Source organism: Lelliottia sp. F153 (assembly GCF_002870005.1).
In the GTDB taxonomy this organism is placed as follows: Bacteria; Pseudomonadota; Gammaproteobacteria; order Enterobacterales; family Enterobacteriaceae; genus Enterobacter; species Enterobacter nimipressuralis.
In genome coordinates this window covers 31,196-46,729 of record NZ_PKFT01000011.1, presented here as the reverse complement: position 1 = coordinate 46,729, position 15,534 = coordinate 31,196, and the positions used below count along the sequence as shown (strand labels likewise).

Here is a 15,534-nt window from a genome sequence, read left to right as displayed (position 1 = left end):
TGATTTATACAATACTGCTGGTGATTATATCAGCGTGGTGAGGGATGCCAACCGCGAAATTTCGATGTGTGGCAACAGGCGGCTGTCGGCGGTCTGCATCAGGTCGGCCCTTTCCGGTTTGATCCAGCAGGCTTGCATTCCGCAGCGGATCGCGCCCGCCACGTCGGTGGTCAGGTCATCGCCGACGTGCAGGATCTCGCCCAGCGGCAAATCAAGTTTTTCGGCAGCCAGATGATACATGTCGTTAAAAGGCTTCGAGCGCCCGTGCGGGCCCGCGCGCAGGACGAACTGGAAATAATCTCCCAGGCCAAACAGTTCCGGCTGCGCGTTACCGTTGGTGATCGCCACCAGCGGCCATTTTTTGCCGAGTGCCGTCAGGGTGTCGTGCGTTTCCTGCGGCACATCGATCCGGCTGCGCCATTTGGCAAAGTTCGCCATTGAAGCTTCTGCGCCCAGCGCCGCCTCTTGCGCACTCAGCCCGGCATTCAGCATTGCCTGCTCTACCGCACGACGACGCCATTCGGTTACGTCGTGGTAGATGTCCGGTTCGGTTTCGCGCAACGCCTGGCGCAGGCGCTGAAAATCTTTGTTTTGCAGCGTTTTTAAAGCGGGATGGTAGTTTTGCACAAACGCCAGCGACTCCTGCTCGGTGCGCAGAATCACTTCGCGGTTATCGTAAAGGGTGTCATCAAGGTCAAACGTCAGGGCAGAGATCTGACCCAGTGGGCGGTAAAAACGCATTATTTCCCCCGTTTTGCGCGTGGATGCGCCGAGTCATACACCGAAGCAAGGTGTTGAAAATCAAGATGGGTATAGATTTGAGTGGTCGATAAATTGGCATGGCCTAACAGCTCCTGCACGCCGCGCAGGTCGCCGCTGGATTCCAGCATGTGAGTGGCAAAAGAGTGACGCAGTTTGTGCGGGTGAACGTGGCTGTTCAGCCCCTGCTTGATGCCCCATTCGGCAAAACGCTTCTGCACATTTCGCGCGGAGATCCGCTTGCCCAGCTTCGAGAGAAACAGCGCGTTCTCTTCGGCACCAAACAGCCCGCGCAGATCGAGCCAGTGCTCAATCCATACCACTGCATTGCGGCCAATCGGTAAACGGCGCTCTTTGCTGCCTTTCCCCATCACCCACACTTCACCGGTATCCAGATCGAGATGTTTAAGATCTAACCCCACCAGTTCCGAAAGACGTAAGCCCGCACCGTACATCACTTCCAGCATGGCGCGATCGCGTACCGCCAGCGGATCGTTAAGATCGATATCCAGCAGCCGATTCACGTCATCAACGTCGATATTTTTCGGCAGATGGCGCGGTGCTTTCGGGGTAGCGATGCCTTTCGCCGGATTGGCTTTTAGGTCGCCCTGGCTCACCAGCCAGTCGAAGAAACTGCGCAGGGCAGAGAGACGTAACGCGAGACTCGCGGGGCCTAAACCTTTGCGGCGACTGCGCACCACAAACCCGCGCACGGTGGCAGCGTCACATTGTTGCCAGCTCTTCAGGCCGGTTTCATCGGCGATCTGCATGATGGCATCAAGCTGGCGCTGATAGTTCAGCAGCGTGATCGGGCTAAGCTGACGTTCAACGCCCAGATAGCGCAGGAAACGCACCACCAGAGGCGCAAGCAGGGAATCCGTCATACGCGCTCAATCCAGCGCTCCAGCAGCTCAGGGAGCATCAGGGCGATTTCCTGCAGCAAATGCGTGGCTTGTCCCTGCTCGTAATGATGCGCGTCGCGGCTGGTGAATAACATCACGCCCAAATCGCCTTCGCGCCCCATCAGGGACATGGCAACCGAGCCGATAGCCTTGGCTTCAGGAAGTACCACCAGCAGTTCAGGACCGTTCAACGGGCCGAGATAGTGATGCTCATGACCAAGACGCTGAATGCGCAGCGGTTCAAACGCCTGACGGCTTAGCGCCAGATGCGTGAAACCGGAGGGTGCACCGATGCGCCAGCGGTCGGGAAAGAGACGAATAGTTGCGCCTGCCAGCCCAAGCTCACGCGCCCAGCGATGAAAACGGCTGAGAAACTCGTCCAGGCTGTGCGCCGACGCGAGCCGCGCCTGCAAATGCAGCAGACGATAAAACAGGCTTTCGTTATTGCTGGCCTGTTCCATCAGCAGGGTCATGTTCTCTTCCAGCTGATCGATGTGCTTGCGCGAGCGCGCCATATGCCATTCGACCAGCGAGACGGTGTCGCGCACCGGATGCGGCACGCGCATCTGTTCGACCACGCGTGCATTGCGGATAAAAAACTCAGGATTGCGCAGCAGATAATCAACAACAGTCCGGTCGTCCAGCTCCGTTATTGCTTCCTGCAGTTCTTCCCCTGGTTGTTTCATAAATGGATAAACCCGTCGTATACATGTGCCGCCGGGCCAGTCATATACAGTGGATGACCCGGACCTTTCCAGGCGATATCAAGACGACCGCCCGGCAATTCCACGCGAACCTCTTCTGCCAGTAACCCTTGTGAGATACCCACAGCCACAGCCGCGCACGCGCCGCTGCCACAGGCCCGCGTTTCGCCTGCGCCGCGCTCATAGACGCGCAGGCGGATATGTTCACGTTTCACCACCTGCATGAAACCGATATTGGCGCGCTCAGGGAAGCGCTCATGGCTTTCCATAATCGGGCCTAAGGTTTCAACGGCAGCGACATCAACATCATCAACCTGAATCACGCAATGGGGATTGCCCATCGAGACGACGCCGCACAATACTGTCTGCTCGGCCGCCCGCATAATATAGGTCTTTTCCGCTTTGATTGCCCGAAACGGGACCGCAGACGGCTCGAAGTTGGGCTCGCCCATGTTCACGCGCACCAGCTCGTCGTCGGTGACGCTGAGCACCATGCGGCCATTGGCCGTACTGACGCGAATATCGCGCTTGTTGGTCAGCCCTTTCAGACGCACAAAGCGCGCAAAGCAGCGCGCGCCGTTGCCGCATTGGGAAACTTCGCTACCGTCAGCATTAAAGATACGGTAGTGAAAATCGAGATCCGGATCGTAGGGTGGCTCAACGACCAGCAGCTGATCAAACCCCACGCCCAGATGCCTGTCCGCCAGGCGACGAATCAGCTCAGGGGAAAAAAAGACATTCTGCGTTACCGCGTCGACGACCATAAAATCGTTGCCAAGGCCATGCATTTTAGAGAACTGCATCATTTACTCCATTGCGCGGTTGAACAACTGATTGTCAGTAGTTGACCTGGCTTGGGCCGCCGTTATCGCCGCGATCGTTGCTCACTGGCGTCGATGATTCAATCTGGGTTTGAACGGGTTTGGTTGGCGGCGGCGCTGTTTTATCGGCTGGCGGGAAGTAAAGCGGCCCTTTCAGACCACAGCCAGTCAGACTAAACAGTGTGATGAGAACGGCAAGCGTTCGAAAAACGTTTTTCATTATGGGTTGCCCGTAAGTTCATGCTTTCTGTTTCTATCATCGCAGGAGAAGACACAAAAGCAAGAGTTAGCCGCTTTCCTGCAACGGGAATTATTTAGCGTTATACTGCCGCCATCACGAAAAACAGGAACAAAACCATGAATGACAGTGAATTCCATCGCCTGGCCGATACCCTGTGGCAGACCATTGAAGAGCGCCTGGACGACTGGGATGGCGACAGCGATATCGATTGTGAAATCAACGGCGGCGTGCTGACGCTCAGCTTCGAAAACGGCAGTAAGATTATTATCAACCGCCAGGAGCCGCTGCACCAGGTGTGGCTGGCAACAAAACAGGGCGGCTACCATTTCGATCTGAAAGGCGACCAGTGGGTGTGTGACCGTAGCGGCGAAACGTTCTGGGATCTGCTTGAGCAGGCTGCGACGCAGCAAGCGGGCGAGGACGTCAGCTTCCGTTAAGTGAATTGATACCGTTTCTTTCTGGAAACGGTATTCACAAAAACACGCTTTTCCTTTTTATTTATTTCATAGATCCCCAGTAGACCTTCCATTAATTAATTTAAATTCCTCTATTATTCACACCTCATCATTACACTAAATTGATTGATTTCTTTTTGGGTCGGGCACAGAATTATTTTCGTTATACACTGCAACTCCAAAAATTATAATCCAGCTGAATATATAATAAGGAAATGATATGTCTGACTTGGTTTATTTAACCCTGAATGGCGACCAGCAAGGGTTAATTTCTGCTGGCTGTGCATCCATGAGTTCAATCGGTAATAAGGCCCAACTCGCCCATGTTGATCAAATCATGGTGTATGGGCTCAAGCATGCCCTCTCTCGCGTACAGAACGTTAATCATCAGGAGTTAAGTATTGTAAAACCCATCGATAAATCTTCTCCTCTGTTAGGAAAAGCCATAAATGATAACGAAACGCTCACCTGTGAATTCAGTGTTTACCGTACCAACCGGGCAGGTATGAATGAGCTTTACTATAAAATAAAGCTGACCAACGCCCACATTTTGCACCTGGAAACAGTCATTCCGCACAGTGTTATTGAAAACGGAGCAGAATCACAGGAAAAAGTTTCCTTCAGTTATGAATCTATCACCTGGGAGCATTTCTCAGCCGGAACCAGTGCATACAGTTTGTGGAGTGAGCGAATTTTATAATCTCAAGGAATGATAATGAATATGAATGAATGGTACTCCAATCCTGGCGCGTGGGATAACTACGATTCTCATCCGTTTCCCACTATGAACCCCATGCTGGGTGATATGGCAATGCTTAATGACACGTTGATTAGTCAAAGCCACCCTATCCTTTTGCTGACGCTTGAGGAAGCGCAGGAAGTGACTGACGAGATGCTTGGAAACATCGATAGCTTTTTCTCCTACCGCGCAGGGCCGGGGAACATCAAAGATGCCATGGATGGCTTTCACTTTCTCAGCCGTTTGACAACCTACTATAACCCTGCAGGACAATTGCTTATTAACTTCCAATCGCTGGGTATTAAAGCGGTTGAGTACACACTCAATGGCCATAGCTACATCAAAATCACTGGTTATCCAGGCCTGCGTCGTATTTTGCAGGGGACCCGCTATGGTGCTCGCAATGTACAGATAATGGAAATGGGGATTGGAAGGCTTGGATATTTCGGCGCTATTACGGGCGGAATTAAATGTTGTATCTATTTTTCTCTTGCGTGGCGAGCGATAGAACTCATTTTTAAATCTGACTATACATTGAATGATTTTCTGGTAGATATTCCTATGGATGCGGTGAAAGCGATAGTTGCCGGGGTGGTGATTGGAGCGATTGGTGGGGGATTTATGTTAATAAGCGGATCAATATTAATTACTCCTTTTTGTATAATTGCTATAGGATTTGCTACGAACATAGGATTTAACATTATTGATGATAAATTAAATTTATCTGCAAGCCTAAAAAAAGGACTCCTTACAGCGATCACAGAAAGGAATAAAATCAGTGCTTGGAACCTACAACACAACGATCAGTTTTTTAGCAATTCATTCAGCCAGGGATGGTAAGAATGAAAAAAAATACAACGTTAAGCTGGAAAGTGTTTATCATCAAAAAAATCGTATCCATTTTTATCATAGGAGTATTCTCTCTATTTATTTTATTCAATATTAAATCAGTTCCATTACGAAGTGTTATCTCATTAATTAATCGAAGAGAAATTATCTTCAATTATGGTATGTCAATCGCATGTTTTGGAGGATTACCATTTGCGCTATATATTATTGGTTTTACGCTTCGTACTTTATTTCAGAAAAGAACCATAACTTCAGAACGACCAACATTAGCAGGAAGTATATTTTTATTTTTTAGCATTGCTATTTTCGGCATCTTCATCATCGCATCTTATTTAGTGCCATTATGGCTAATTTTTTCTGGATATCATCCTTGCCAGGGGGCCTCACTGCATGGGTACTTTGTGCTTGATTTAGATTTATGTAAGAGCATTGTCCCACCATCTAGTGTTTGGTGAATCATTGCGGCGTGTCTGAAACGACTTATTAGGCGGCAGCCCGCTAGCGCTACGCTTATCGGGCTTACAACGACTGAACCTTAGGCCGGATAAGCGAAGCGCATCCGGAATGGCGGCTCAGGAAAAATACTGCTGCAACAGCGGCTGATTCGCGTCCTGGTTGGCCGGCGGAGCGGGGATAACCTGGGTGCGGAACGGAATCACCTGCGCGCGGCCATCGACTTTCACAATCTGATAGAACTGCGGCAAGTTGAAGTTGATAAAGCTTGAGCCGTAGGTGAAGCGGTCGTGTGAGGACGAATAGAAACGGCTCACGTCGCGCACCAGCTCTTCTTTGCTGCCCTCGCAGTGGTGATACACCTCGGCGCGGTTGGTCTCATCCAGAATATAAATGGTAAACCCGGACTCATCGGCCGCTTCTTCGAAGAAGAACTGGATAATCCCTTCGCTGGCAAACCCATCCACTACCTGCGGCAGTTTGACGTGGTTCGTTTCCACCTGCACAGAGAGGCCGTGCAGCTTGTTGTGGGAAATCGCGCCGTAGAACTCAATCGCGTTTTCCAGCTTCTGTACAGAAACGTTGAGGCGTTCAAAGAACAGGCCCCAGGTCTGGCCGGAGACGCGCAGCGCTTTGAAGCGCCCGGTTTCCTGACGCGTACTGGACAGGCGCAGTTCGATACACTCTGACACCAGCTGCTGCACGCGGGTACGAATCAGGCCACGCAGATGCTGACTGTAGCAGAACACTTCCACGCTATCCGGCGGCGCGGCGTCCTGGTGCATTTTGCCGAGAATGGTTTTCAGCGCTTCGATCATCGCCTGCTCGCCGTTGAAATGCAGGGTACGCACTTCGTTCCACGAGTTGCGATACAGCAGATCCACGCTGCCGACCAGGCAGTTTTGCTGCTCGCCAAAGCTAAAGACATCCAGCTTGCGGAAATCAAAATGGACCACCTGATTGCGGAAGGCCGCCGTCGGGTCGTATTCCAGGTTGACGATAATCGCCAGATGGCGAATCTCACACGGGCTGTAGAGCGCTTTTGGTGTTGGCGCTGGCAGACGCAGCGGGAAGTGGTGCGACACATCGGCGACCATTTCCTGCAATTTGGCGAGATCAACGACCTCATTGCCTTTGATAAACAGGCGCGTCCGCGATGTCAGCAGGCCGTTAAACCAGGCCCAGGCCACCAGCTTATTAAGATAGCGGTTATATTCCAGCGGCTGATGGCTGATGATCGAATCCATGCTTGGCGCACGGTTGTACAGATACCAGCCCGTGCGGTTGGCGCGGCCTGGCGGAACATAGATAAAGGTCAGATTAGGTTCTGACAGGTCCGGCGAAATCTGCGGGTTAACCAGCGTGACTTTCCCCGGCAGCGCTTCGAACGCAGCGTACAATTTACGGGTTAAAACACCGATATCCTGCGGGCTGGCGGAAACGCTGAGGTTGTTACGGCGGGCGAAGCGAATCAGATTGCGGTAGCTCTGCATCATCGCATCGAGCAGTTCGTTGTGCGCCTCACGCACCTGATCGATTTTCCAGTTGGCGCGGTTATCGAGCATAGACAAACGTTCTTCGTCCCAGCCCCACTCTTTGACTAACTGACTGACCACTTCACGACGCCAGCCAACGCATGCGCGTTCGCGGCTGAGTTTTTCACAGACTTTGAGATAGAAACATCGACGCACCAGGTCGAGACGTGTGGTGTCATCAATGGCTTTCAGGTATTCGGTCACGCGTTCAAGCATCATGCAGTAGGCATCGAGGCCAAAGGAGACGATCTCTCCATCATGCAGACGCTGTTTGATATCTTTCGCCAGCAGTCGCGGCGTAGGGTATTCCCAGGAGTAGGCTTCCAGCAGCAGGGTTTTCAGCACCGCTTTATACGGGGAATCAATACTCTTATAGAGCTGCCACAGGCTCGCGCCAAAATACTCTTCGGCGGACAGGGAGCTTAAACCGCCCAGATCCAGCCATTCGTTTGGCGTCAGGACGCCCTGCGAGTAGAGCGACATGACGTAATCGTCGTAATGCTCTTCTTCTTCGCACGGCACCATATTCCACAGAATACGCTTCCCGGCGAGGCGCACGGCGCTACGGTAAAATTCGTCGAGCAGCAAAATATGCTGCGTGGAGCCACAGTCTTCACCACCGAGACTGCCGCTTTCGTTATGGCGGAAACGGTTTTCATCAATCAGGAAGAAGCTCACTTCCACGCCGAGCGACGCCGCCCAGCTCTCCAGCAGGCTGCATTTACGCTGCAACAACTGGCGCTCGTCATTATCGAGCCAGGACTGATGGCAGACCCAGATATCGAGGTCAGAAGAACAGCTTTGCCCTACGGATGAGGTACTCCCCATGGTGTAGACGCCGGTTATCGGCAGCTCACCTTTTGGAGACACCTGCGGCGGCATGCCACGGTAGAGTTCCAGCTCGGTCAGATAGTGCTGTTGAGTTTCATCAGGCGTGAAAAGGCAAATGCCCTGGGGAACGTTACCATCAAGGTAACCTGGCATCAGCGGATGGTGATAGTGCAGTAATGTTGGCAGCAGACTGTAAACCTGTTGGAAAGCAGGTCCCATGGCAGCAAGCGCACGATCCACGCGCAATTGATTTATGGCATCCAGTCTCTGTTTCAGAGTCTCAATATAGAGGTACAAGACATATCGCCTGATGTTGCCGGACGTAGCAATCGTTCAAAAGAGCAATGATTACGAGCCCGCAGTATTTCAAAAAAGAACCGTTACCCTTTTTCGTCCTCACTCAATGGTGGTAGCGACGAAAAAATGGTCTAAAACGTGATCAATTTAACACCTTGCCGATTGACCGTAAAGAAAGATGCGCTACATACAAGTGTAGCACCGTTCTGTACGTGTAAATTCCTTAATACGGCAGCGGGTGTCCTGCGCACCGCCTTGTCCCTCACCCCTTAATCGACCGTAAAACTGACATCCCAGAGTCAACAATGTTAGGATGGTCTGCGGACGATAATGACGGTAACAAGCATGTTAGACAATGTTTTGAGAATTGCCACACGCCAAAGCCCCCTTGCGCTATGGCAGGCACAATATGTTAAGCAGCGCCTCGAAGCCTGCCATTCCGGGTTGCGTGTCGAACTGGTTCCTATGGTGACGCGCGGCGATGTGATCCTTGATACGCCGCTGGCGAAAGTGGGCGGAAAAGGCCTGTTCGTCAAAGAGCTGGAAGTTGCACTGCTTGAGAACCGCGCCGATATCGCCGTCCATTCCATGAAAGATGTCCCGGTCGAATTCCCCGAGGGATTGGGCCTGGTGACGATTTGCGAGCGCGAAGATCCGCGCGATGCGTTCGTCTCAAACCACTACGCTTCTCTGGACGATTTACCCGTCGGGAGCGTGGTTGGCACGTCAAGTTTACGCCGTCAGTGTCAGCTGGCGGAGCGCCGCCCGGACCTGGTGATTCGCTCCCTGCGCGGCAACGTCGGTACGCGTCTCGGCAAACTGGATAACGGCGATTACGATGCCATTATTCTGGCGGTTGCGGGCCTGAAACGTCTGGGGCTGGAGTCTCGTGTACGCGTTGCCCTTGCACCAGAGCTTTCACTTCCGGCCGTCGGCCAGGGCGCGGTGGGGATTGAGTGTCGTCTTGACGACGACCGCACCCGTGCCCTGCTGGCACCGCTGAATCACGACGAAACCGAGATTCGCGTCAAAGCCGAGCGCGCCATGAACACCCGCCTTGAAGGCGGCTGTCAGGTGCCGATTGGCAGCTATGCTGAATTCATTGACGGTGAACTGTGGCTGCGTGCGCTGGTTGGCGCACCGGACGGTTCGCAGATGGTGCGTGGTGAACGCCGCGGACGGGCGCAAGACGCCGAAGCGCTCGGCATCTCGCTTGCCGAAGAACTGCTGAATAACGGTGCCCGCGAAATTCTGGCAGACGTCTACAACGGAGAGCCACCAGCATGAATATTCTCGTCACCCGCCCTTCTCCCGCAGGAGAGCAGTTAGTGAGCCGTCTGCGCGCACTGGGGCAGGTGGCATGGAGTTTTCCGCTGATTGAGTTCTCCCCTGGCCGGCAACTCTCTGCGCTCGCCGACCATCTGCACGCATTGAATGAAGGCGATTTGGTTTTCGCCTTATCACAACATGCCGTGGAATTTGCACACGCCCAACTGCAGCAAGAGAAACAGCACTGGCCGACTGCGCCGCGCTATTTCGCCATTGGACGCACTACCGCTCTGGCCCTGCATGCGGTCAGCGGAATTGACGTCCAATACCCGTTAGATCGGGAAATCAGCGAAATCTTGCTACAATTACCTGAATTACAAACTGTTGCGGGAAAGCGTGCGCTGATTTTGCGCGGAAACGGTGGCCGTGAACTGCTGGGCGAAACCTTAAGCGCCCGTGGGGCTGACGTCACGTTCTGCGAATGCTACCAGCGCTGTGCAAAACATTATGATGGCGCGCAGGAAGCGATGCGCTGGCACACGCGCGGCGTGGATACCATCGTCATCACCAGCGGCGAAATGCTACAGCAGCTCTGGTCGCTCATTCCGCAATGGTATCGTGAAAACTGGTTACTCCGCTGTCGGCTTCTGGTCGTCAGTGAGCGTCTGGCGAACCTCGCCCGGGAACTGGGCTGGCAAGATATTCGGATCGCTGATAACGCCGACAACGATGCGCTGCTGCGCGCATTACAATAACTCTCATAATGGGAAGCCATAATGACGGAACAAGAAAAATCCTCCGCCGTGGTTGAAGAGACCAGGGAGACTGTGGCCACCCCGCCGCAGCCAGAAAAGACTGAACACACTGTTGAGAAAAAAAACGGCAGCAATAAAACCAGCCTGGCGCTGAGCGCGATAGCTATCGCCATTGCCCTGGCGGCCGGTGTCGGTTTATACGGTCTGGTAAAAAAACAGGCCACCAACCAGACGGTCACCAGTGATGCGCTGGTGAACCAAATCACCGCCCTGCAAAAAGCGCAGGAGACACAGAAAGCGGAGCTGGAAGGCGTTATTAAGCAGCAGTCTACGCAGCTGGCCGAAGCCAACTCTCGCCAGGAAGAGCTGACGAAACAGCTCGGCGAAGTGCAGCAAAAAGTGGCGACCATTTCCGGCACCGATGCCAAAACCTGGCTGCTCTCTCAGGCCGATTTCCTGGTCAAACTGGCCGGGCGTAAACTGTGGAGCGATCAGGATGTCACCACCGCCGCCGCGCTGCTGAAAAGCGCCGACGCCAGCCTGGCCGACATGAACGACCCGAGCCTGATCGCCGCGCGTCGCGCCATTACCGAAGATATCGCCAGCCTGGGTGCCGTTTCGCAGGTCGATTACGACGGCATCATTCTCAAGGTCAATCAGCTGTCGAATTCGATTGATAACCTGCGCCTCGCGGATAACAACGACGACGACTCCCCGATGGATTCCGACGGCACGGAGCTGTCCAGCTCCCTGAGCGAGTGGCGTATCAATCTGCAAAAAAGCTGGCAGAACTTTATGGACAGCTTTATCACCGTCCGCCGCCGCGACGAAACCGCTGTTCCGCTGTTAGCGCCGAATCAGGACGTCTATCTGCGCGAGAACATCCGCTCCCGACTGCTGGTTGCGGCGCAGGCCGTCCCGCGTCATCAGGAAGAGACCTACAAGCAGGCGCTGGATAATGTTTCAACGTGGGTACGTGCTTACTACGATACCAGCGATGCCACGACGACCGCGTTCCTGGACGATGTTGATAAGCTCAGCCAGCAAAATATCACCATGAATGTCCCGGACAAACTCGAAAGCCAGCCGATTCTGGAAAAACTGATGCAAACCCGCGTGCGCAACCTGCTGGCCCAGCCTGGCGTTGCAGCGCAGCCGGATGCAGCAGCCCCTGCGCCAGCCCCTGAAAGCGCACCTCAAGGAGAGTGATCATGTTAAAAGTCTTATTACTCTTCTTATTGTTGATCGCCGGGATAGTCCTCGGGCCGCTGATTGCTGGCCATCAGGGCTATGTACTGATCCAGACCGATAACTACAACATTGAAACCAGCGTGACGGGTCTGGTGATCATCGCGATCCTCACCATGGTGGTGTTGTTTGCGATCGAATGGATCCTGCGCCGCATCTTCCGTACCGGGGCGCACACCCGTGGCTGGTTCGTTGGCCGCAAACGCCGCCGCGCGCGCAAACAGACTGAACAGGCTTTGCTTAAACTGGCCGAAGGCGATTATCAGCAGGTTGAAAAGCTGATGTCGAAAAACGCCGACCATGCAGAGCAGCCGGTGGTGAACTATCTGTTAGCCGCCGAAGCGGCCCAGCAGCGTGGGGATGAAGCGCGTGCGAATCAACATCTGGAGCGCGCGTCGGAGCTGGCATCGAATGATCAGATCCCGGTAGAAATCACCCGCGTGCGCATCCAGCTGGCACGCAATGAGAATCACGCCGCGCGTCATGGCGTTGACCGTCTGCTTGAGATCACCCCGCGCCATCCGGAAGTGCTGCGTCTTGCCGAGCAGGCTTATATCCGCACCGGCGCCTGGGGTTCACTGCTGGATATCATCCCGTCGATGGCGAAAGCCAACGTGGGCGATGATGAGCATCGTGATGAGCTGCAGCGCCAGGCGTGGATTGGTCTGATGGATCAGGCGCGAGCCGATCTGGGCAGCGATGGGCTGAAAACCTGGTGGAAAAATCAGAGCCGCAAAACGCGCCAGCAGGTTCCACTGCAGGTGGCGATGGCCGAACATCTCATCGAATGTGACGATCATGACACAGCGCAGGAGATCATCCTTGATGGCCTGAAACGTCAGTATGATGACCGTCTGGTGATGGTGATCCCACGTCTTAAAACCAACAATCCTGAGCAGATGGAAAAGATGCTGCGCCAGCAGATCAAAACCGTGGGTGACCGCCCGCTGCTGTGGAGTACGCTGGGCCAGTCGCTGATGAAACACGGCGAATGGCAGGAGGCAAGTCTCGCTTTCCGCGCAGCGCTGAAACAGCGCCCGGATGCGTTTGACTACGCCTGGCTGGCCGATACGCTGGACAAACAGCACAAGCCGGAAGAAGCCGCTGCCATGCGTCGCGATGGCCTGCTGTTAACGTTGCAGAACAACGGTCAGTAAGCTTAAGCACTGCGAATCAGGAGGCCCATGGGCCTCCTTTTTTATTGCCGCAATCCTGAGGATCGCCCATAAAAAAACGCCTGCTATAAAAGCAGGCGTTAAACAGGTCTGTTTGACAACATATTTGGTGCTTCACTCAACGTTGTGTCCATGGTGTTTGATGAGGCCGAAGCGACATCTGTCTGTGGACGATAAGCACCTTAAATGGCTCTGCGTCATTCCTGAGTTTATGAGGCACTAAGGCGAACATAAGAGATGGAATGAGCATCTACGCGTATATTATTGCACGTTACGTGCCAGGGTTACAAAAAGAAGTTTTACATTTCGCAACATGATAAGAAGAAAGGAATTTTTATTTTGATGGGGTATTCAGAACAGCTGAAAAGGACCTAAATTTGGCGCAAGTGTCTCCTGAGAGCGACACAATTATCGCTAAAGAAGAATAGTCATATAAAACAGTGAATTAGCTGTCTCTGAATCGCGACAAATAGAATTTACGTTGTCGGGAAATGACAACAGAGGAATAAACGACAGAAAACAAAAAACCCCGCCGAAGCGGGGTTCAAAATTGGTCGGCGAGAGAGGATTCGAACCTCCGACCCACTGGTCCCAAACCAGTTGCGCTACCAAGCTGCGCTACTCGCCGATGTACTGCTTTTTTGAATTTTTAGTTCAATTCGTTAAGTCGTGGTGCGAGGGGGGGGACTTGAACCCCCACGTCCGTTAAGACACTAACACCTGAAGCTAGCGCGTCTACCAATTCCGCCACCGTCGCAATGTCACAACTTATCAAATAATGGGGTGGCTAATGGGATTCGAACCCACGACAACTGGAATCACAATCCAGGGCTCTACCAACTGAGCTATAGCCACCACTACTTATTCTTTCACGCGGTATGTACTACTACCACCGCAGCTCGAACGCCACACTACTTTATTGGCGCGCCCGACAGGATTCGAACCTGAGACCTCTGCCTCCGGAGGGCAGCGCTCTATCCAGCTGAGCTACGGGCGCTTAGCGCCGTTGCGGGGCTGGATATTACGGAGGTCTCGGTCTGCTGTCTAGTGCTTTTTTGAAAATAATGCGCGTTTGGTTACGCTTTGTGCATTTTGTCGCTTATTACTCCACTTTCTGGATTTCAGCGTGGCGGCTGAGACCAAAAAGCTTATAGCCAATCGACACGGCGGCCATAAAGATAATCCCGACAAACAGCGACATGCGGGTATCTTCATTAAAGTACATGCCGATTAAGACGCAAATCAGGAACGCCATCGTTAAATAGTTCGCCCACGGGAACATAATGGAGCGGAACGGGTGACTGGCGATCGCCTGCTTGTGCGCCTGACGGAAACGCAGCTGACTAATCAGAATCACAAACCACGGCACCATGCCCGGCAGCACGCTGGCACTGTAGACATAGACGAACACGCGCTGCGGATTGGGGATGATGTAGTTCAGGCACGAGCCGATCAGCAGAATGGCAATGGAGACCGTTACGCCCGCTACAGGCACGCCAGCGCGGGAGACTTTACCCATCGCCGCCGGAAGCTGACGGTTTTTCGCCAGTGCATAGAGCATACGTCCACAGCTGTACATACCGCTGTTACAGCCTGAGAGCGCCGCCGTCAGCACCACGAAGTTGATAATCCCTGCCGCCGCCGTGATACCAATTTTCGCGAAGGTCAGCACGAAGGGGCTGCCGGTGGTGCCAATCTGGTTCCATGGGAAGATGGTGACGATAACGAAAATCGCGCCCACGTAGAAAATAAGGATACGCCACAGCACTTTGCCGACCGCGCTACGCAGCGTGACCTGCGGGTTTTTCGCTTCCCCGGCGGTGATACCTATAAGCTCCACCCCCTGATAGGAGGCAACCACGATACAAAGCGCCGTCAGGAAGCCCTTCCAGCCGCCCGCAAAGAAGCCGCCATGCTCGGTCAGATTGCCAAAGCCAATCGCCTGACCACCATTGCCGAAGCCAAAGAAGATCACACCCAGCCCCACCACAATCATCACGATAATGGTGGTGACTTTAATCATCGCAAACCAGAACTCAATTTCGCCGTACAGACGCACAGCCGCAAGGTTCGCGAGCGCCACCAACCCTACGGCGATCAGCGCGGGTATCCACTGTGCCATTTCCGGGAACCAGAACTGGACGTAGACACCTATCGCTGTGATCTCCGATATCCCCACCGCCATCCACATAAACCAGTAGGACCAGGCCGTGAGATAGCCGAAGAAGGGGCTCATGTACTTGTGCGCATAAACGGCGAATGAACCGGCAACCGGCTCAAGGAACAGCATTTCGCCCATCGAGCGCATGATGAAGAAGACGAACAAGCCCGCGACGATGTACGCCAGTAAGACCGACGGGCCTGCCCATTTAAGCGTGCTTGCGGAACCCATAAACAGGCCGACGCCGATAGTGCCGCCTAGCGCTATCAATTCAATGTGACGAGCTTCCAGCCCACGCTGAAGCTCAGGTTTTTTCTCTGCCATAAATCCTCGGTTGTGT

General features: G+C 53.5%; 15 protein-coding genes and 4 tRNA genes. 8 read left to right on the top strand and 11 right to left on the bottom strand.

All coding sequences use genetic code 11. The features are described from left to right. Positions 1-24: 24 nt before the first annotated feature. The 5 genes from yigB to F153LOC_RS19280 are packed head-to-tail and all read right to left on the bottom strand — an operon-like array spanning position 25 to position 3,406. Complete coding sequence (yigB, locus tag F153LOC_RS19300; protein ID WP_102105650.1) at positions 25-741, bottom strand: 5-amino-6-(5-phospho-D-ribitylamino)uracil phosphatase YigB; 717 nt, start codon at positions 739-741, stop codon at positions 25-27. Next, positions 741-1,643 carry a tyrosine recombinase XerC gene (xerC, locus tag F153LOC_RS19295; protein ID WP_102105651.1) on the bottom strand — a complete coding sequence of 301 codons (903 nt, stop codon included), beginning with the start codon at positions 1,641-1,643 and terminating at the stop codon, positions 741-743. Before xerC ends, yigB begins: the two co-directional genes overlap by 1 nt. Continuing rightward, positions 1,640-2,347, bottom strand: coding sequence for a DUF484 domain-containing protein (locus tag F153LOC_RS19290; protein ID WP_100778442.1), 708 nt, complete (start codon positions 2,345-2,347; stop codon positions 1,640-1,642). Before F153LOC_RS19290 ends, xerC begins: the two co-directional genes overlap by 4 nt. Continuing rightward, the gene (gene dapF / locus F153LOC_RS19285; protein WP_102105652.1) at positions 2,344-3,168 is read right to left on the bottom strand and encodes a diaminopimelate epimerase; all 825 of its coding nucleotides are present in this window, start codon (positions 3,166-3,168) and stop codon (positions 2,344-2,346) included. The genes F153LOC_RS19290 and dapF overlap by 4 nt, the downstream gene beginning before the upstream one ends. 34 nt (positions 3,169-3,202) lie before the next feature. Next, positions 3,203-3,406 carry a lipoprotein gene (locus tag F153LOC_RS19280; protein WP_102105653.1) on the bottom strand — a complete coding sequence of 68 codons (204 nt, stop codon included), beginning with the start codon at positions 3,404-3,406 and terminating at the stop codon, positions 3,203-3,205. A 137-nt stretch (positions 3,407-3,543) separates the two neighbouring features. On the opposite strand from F153LOC_RS19280, the gene cyaY reads away from it, so the two are divergent. The 4 genes from cyaY (at position 3,544) to F153LOC_RS21565 (ending at position 5,925) form a co-directional block, all read left to right on the top strand. Continuing rightward, entirely contained in the window at positions 3,544-3,864 is a 321-nt protein-coding gene (cyaY, locus tag F153LOC_RS19275) for an iron donor protein CyaY (protein ID WP_102105654.1), read from the top strand. 238 nt (positions 3,865-4,102) lie between these two features. Further along, positions 4,103-4,582 (top strand): Hcp family type VI secretion system effector, encoded by a 480-nt coding sequence (locus F153LOC_RS19270; RefSeq protein ID WP_102105655.1) that lies wholly within the window; start codon positions 4,103-4,105, stop codon positions 4,580-4,582. Positions 4,583-4,597: 15 nt separating this feature from the next. Then, entirely contained in the window at positions 4,598-5,461 is an 864-nt protein-coding gene (locus tag F153LOC_RS19265; RefSeq protein WP_102105656.1) for a hypothetical protein, read from the top strand. A gap of 2 nt (positions 5,462-5,463) precedes the next feature. Next, on the top strand, positions 5,464-5,925 hold the full coding sequence (locus tag F153LOC_RS21565) for a hypothetical protein (RefSeq protein ID WP_146003480.1): 462 nt from the start codon (positions 5,464-5,466) through the stop codon (positions 5,923-5,925). 117 nt (positions 5,926-6,042) lie between these two features. Here the strand turns inward: F153LOC_RS21565 and cyaA are convergent, their stop codons facing one another. Continuing rightward, a complete protein-coding gene (cyaA, locus tag F153LOC_RS19260) occupies positions 6,043-8,586 on the bottom strand; it encodes a class I adenylate cyclase (protein ID WP_102105657.1) in 2,544 nt (847 codons plus the stop codon). Between the two features lie 345 nt (positions 8,587-8,931). Here cyaA and hemC point away from each other — a divergent pair, with 345 nt between their 5' ends. Genes hemC through hemY form a run of 4 tightly spaced genes read left to right on the top strand, consistent with a single transcriptional unit; the run spans position 8,932 to position 13,015 of the window. Beyond that, positions 8,932-9,873, top strand: a complete 942-nt coding sequence (gene hemC, locus F153LOC_RS19255; protein ID WP_146003479.1) for a hydroxymethylbilane synthase — start codon at positions 8,932-8,934, stop codon at positions 9,871-9,873. After that, positions 9,870-10,610 carry a uroporphyrinogen-III synthase gene (gene hemD / locus F153LOC_RS19250; protein WP_102105658.1) on the top strand — a complete coding sequence of 247 codons (741 nt, stop codon included), beginning with the start codon at positions 9,870-9,872 and terminating at the stop codon, positions 10,608-10,610. Before hemC ends, hemD begins: the two co-directional genes overlap by 4 nt. Positions 10,611-10,631: 21 nt before the next feature. Beyond that, the gene (hemX, locus tag F153LOC_RS19245; protein ID WP_100778432.1) at positions 10,632-11,819 is read left to right on the top strand and encodes a uroporphyrinogen-III C-methyltransferase; all 1,188 of its coding nucleotides are present in this window, start codon (positions 10,632-10,634) and stop codon (positions 11,817-11,819) included. Positions 11,820-11,821: 2 nt separating this feature from the next. Continuing rightward, complete coding sequence (hemY, locus tag F153LOC_RS19240; RefSeq protein ID WP_102105659.1) at positions 11,822-13,015, top strand: protoheme IX biogenesis protein HemY; 1,194 nt, start codon at positions 11,822-11,824, stop codon at positions 13,013-13,015. 569 nt (positions 13,016-13,584) lie between these two features. Here the strand turns inward: hemY and F153LOC_RS19235 are convergent. The 5 genes from F153LOC_RS19235 to F153LOC_RS19215 all read right to left on the bottom strand — a co-directional run bounded on the left by F153LOC_RS19235 (position 13,585) and on the right by F153LOC_RS19215 (position 15,518). Further along, a tRNA-Pro gene (locus tag F153LOC_RS19235) sits at positions 13,585-13,661 on the bottom strand. Between the two features lie 42 nt (positions 13,662-13,703). Then, positions 13,704-13,790 (bottom strand) — tRNA-Leu (locus tag F153LOC_RS19230). Between the two features lie 22 nt (positions 13,791-13,812). Continuing rightward, positions 13,813-13,888: transfer RNA gene (locus F153LOC_RS19225), tRNA-His, on the bottom strand. 65 nt (positions 13,889-13,953) lie between these two features. Continuing rightward, a tRNA-Arg gene (locus tag F153LOC_RS19220) sits at positions 13,954-14,030 on the bottom strand. Between the two features lie 105 nt (positions 14,031-14,135). Further along, positions 14,136-15,518, bottom strand: a complete 1,383-nt coding sequence (locus F153LOC_RS19215; RefSeq protein ID WP_100778430.1) for an amino acid permease — start codon at positions 15,516-15,518, stop codon at positions 14,136-14,138. Between the last annotated feature and the right edge of the window lie 16 nt (positions 15,519-15,534).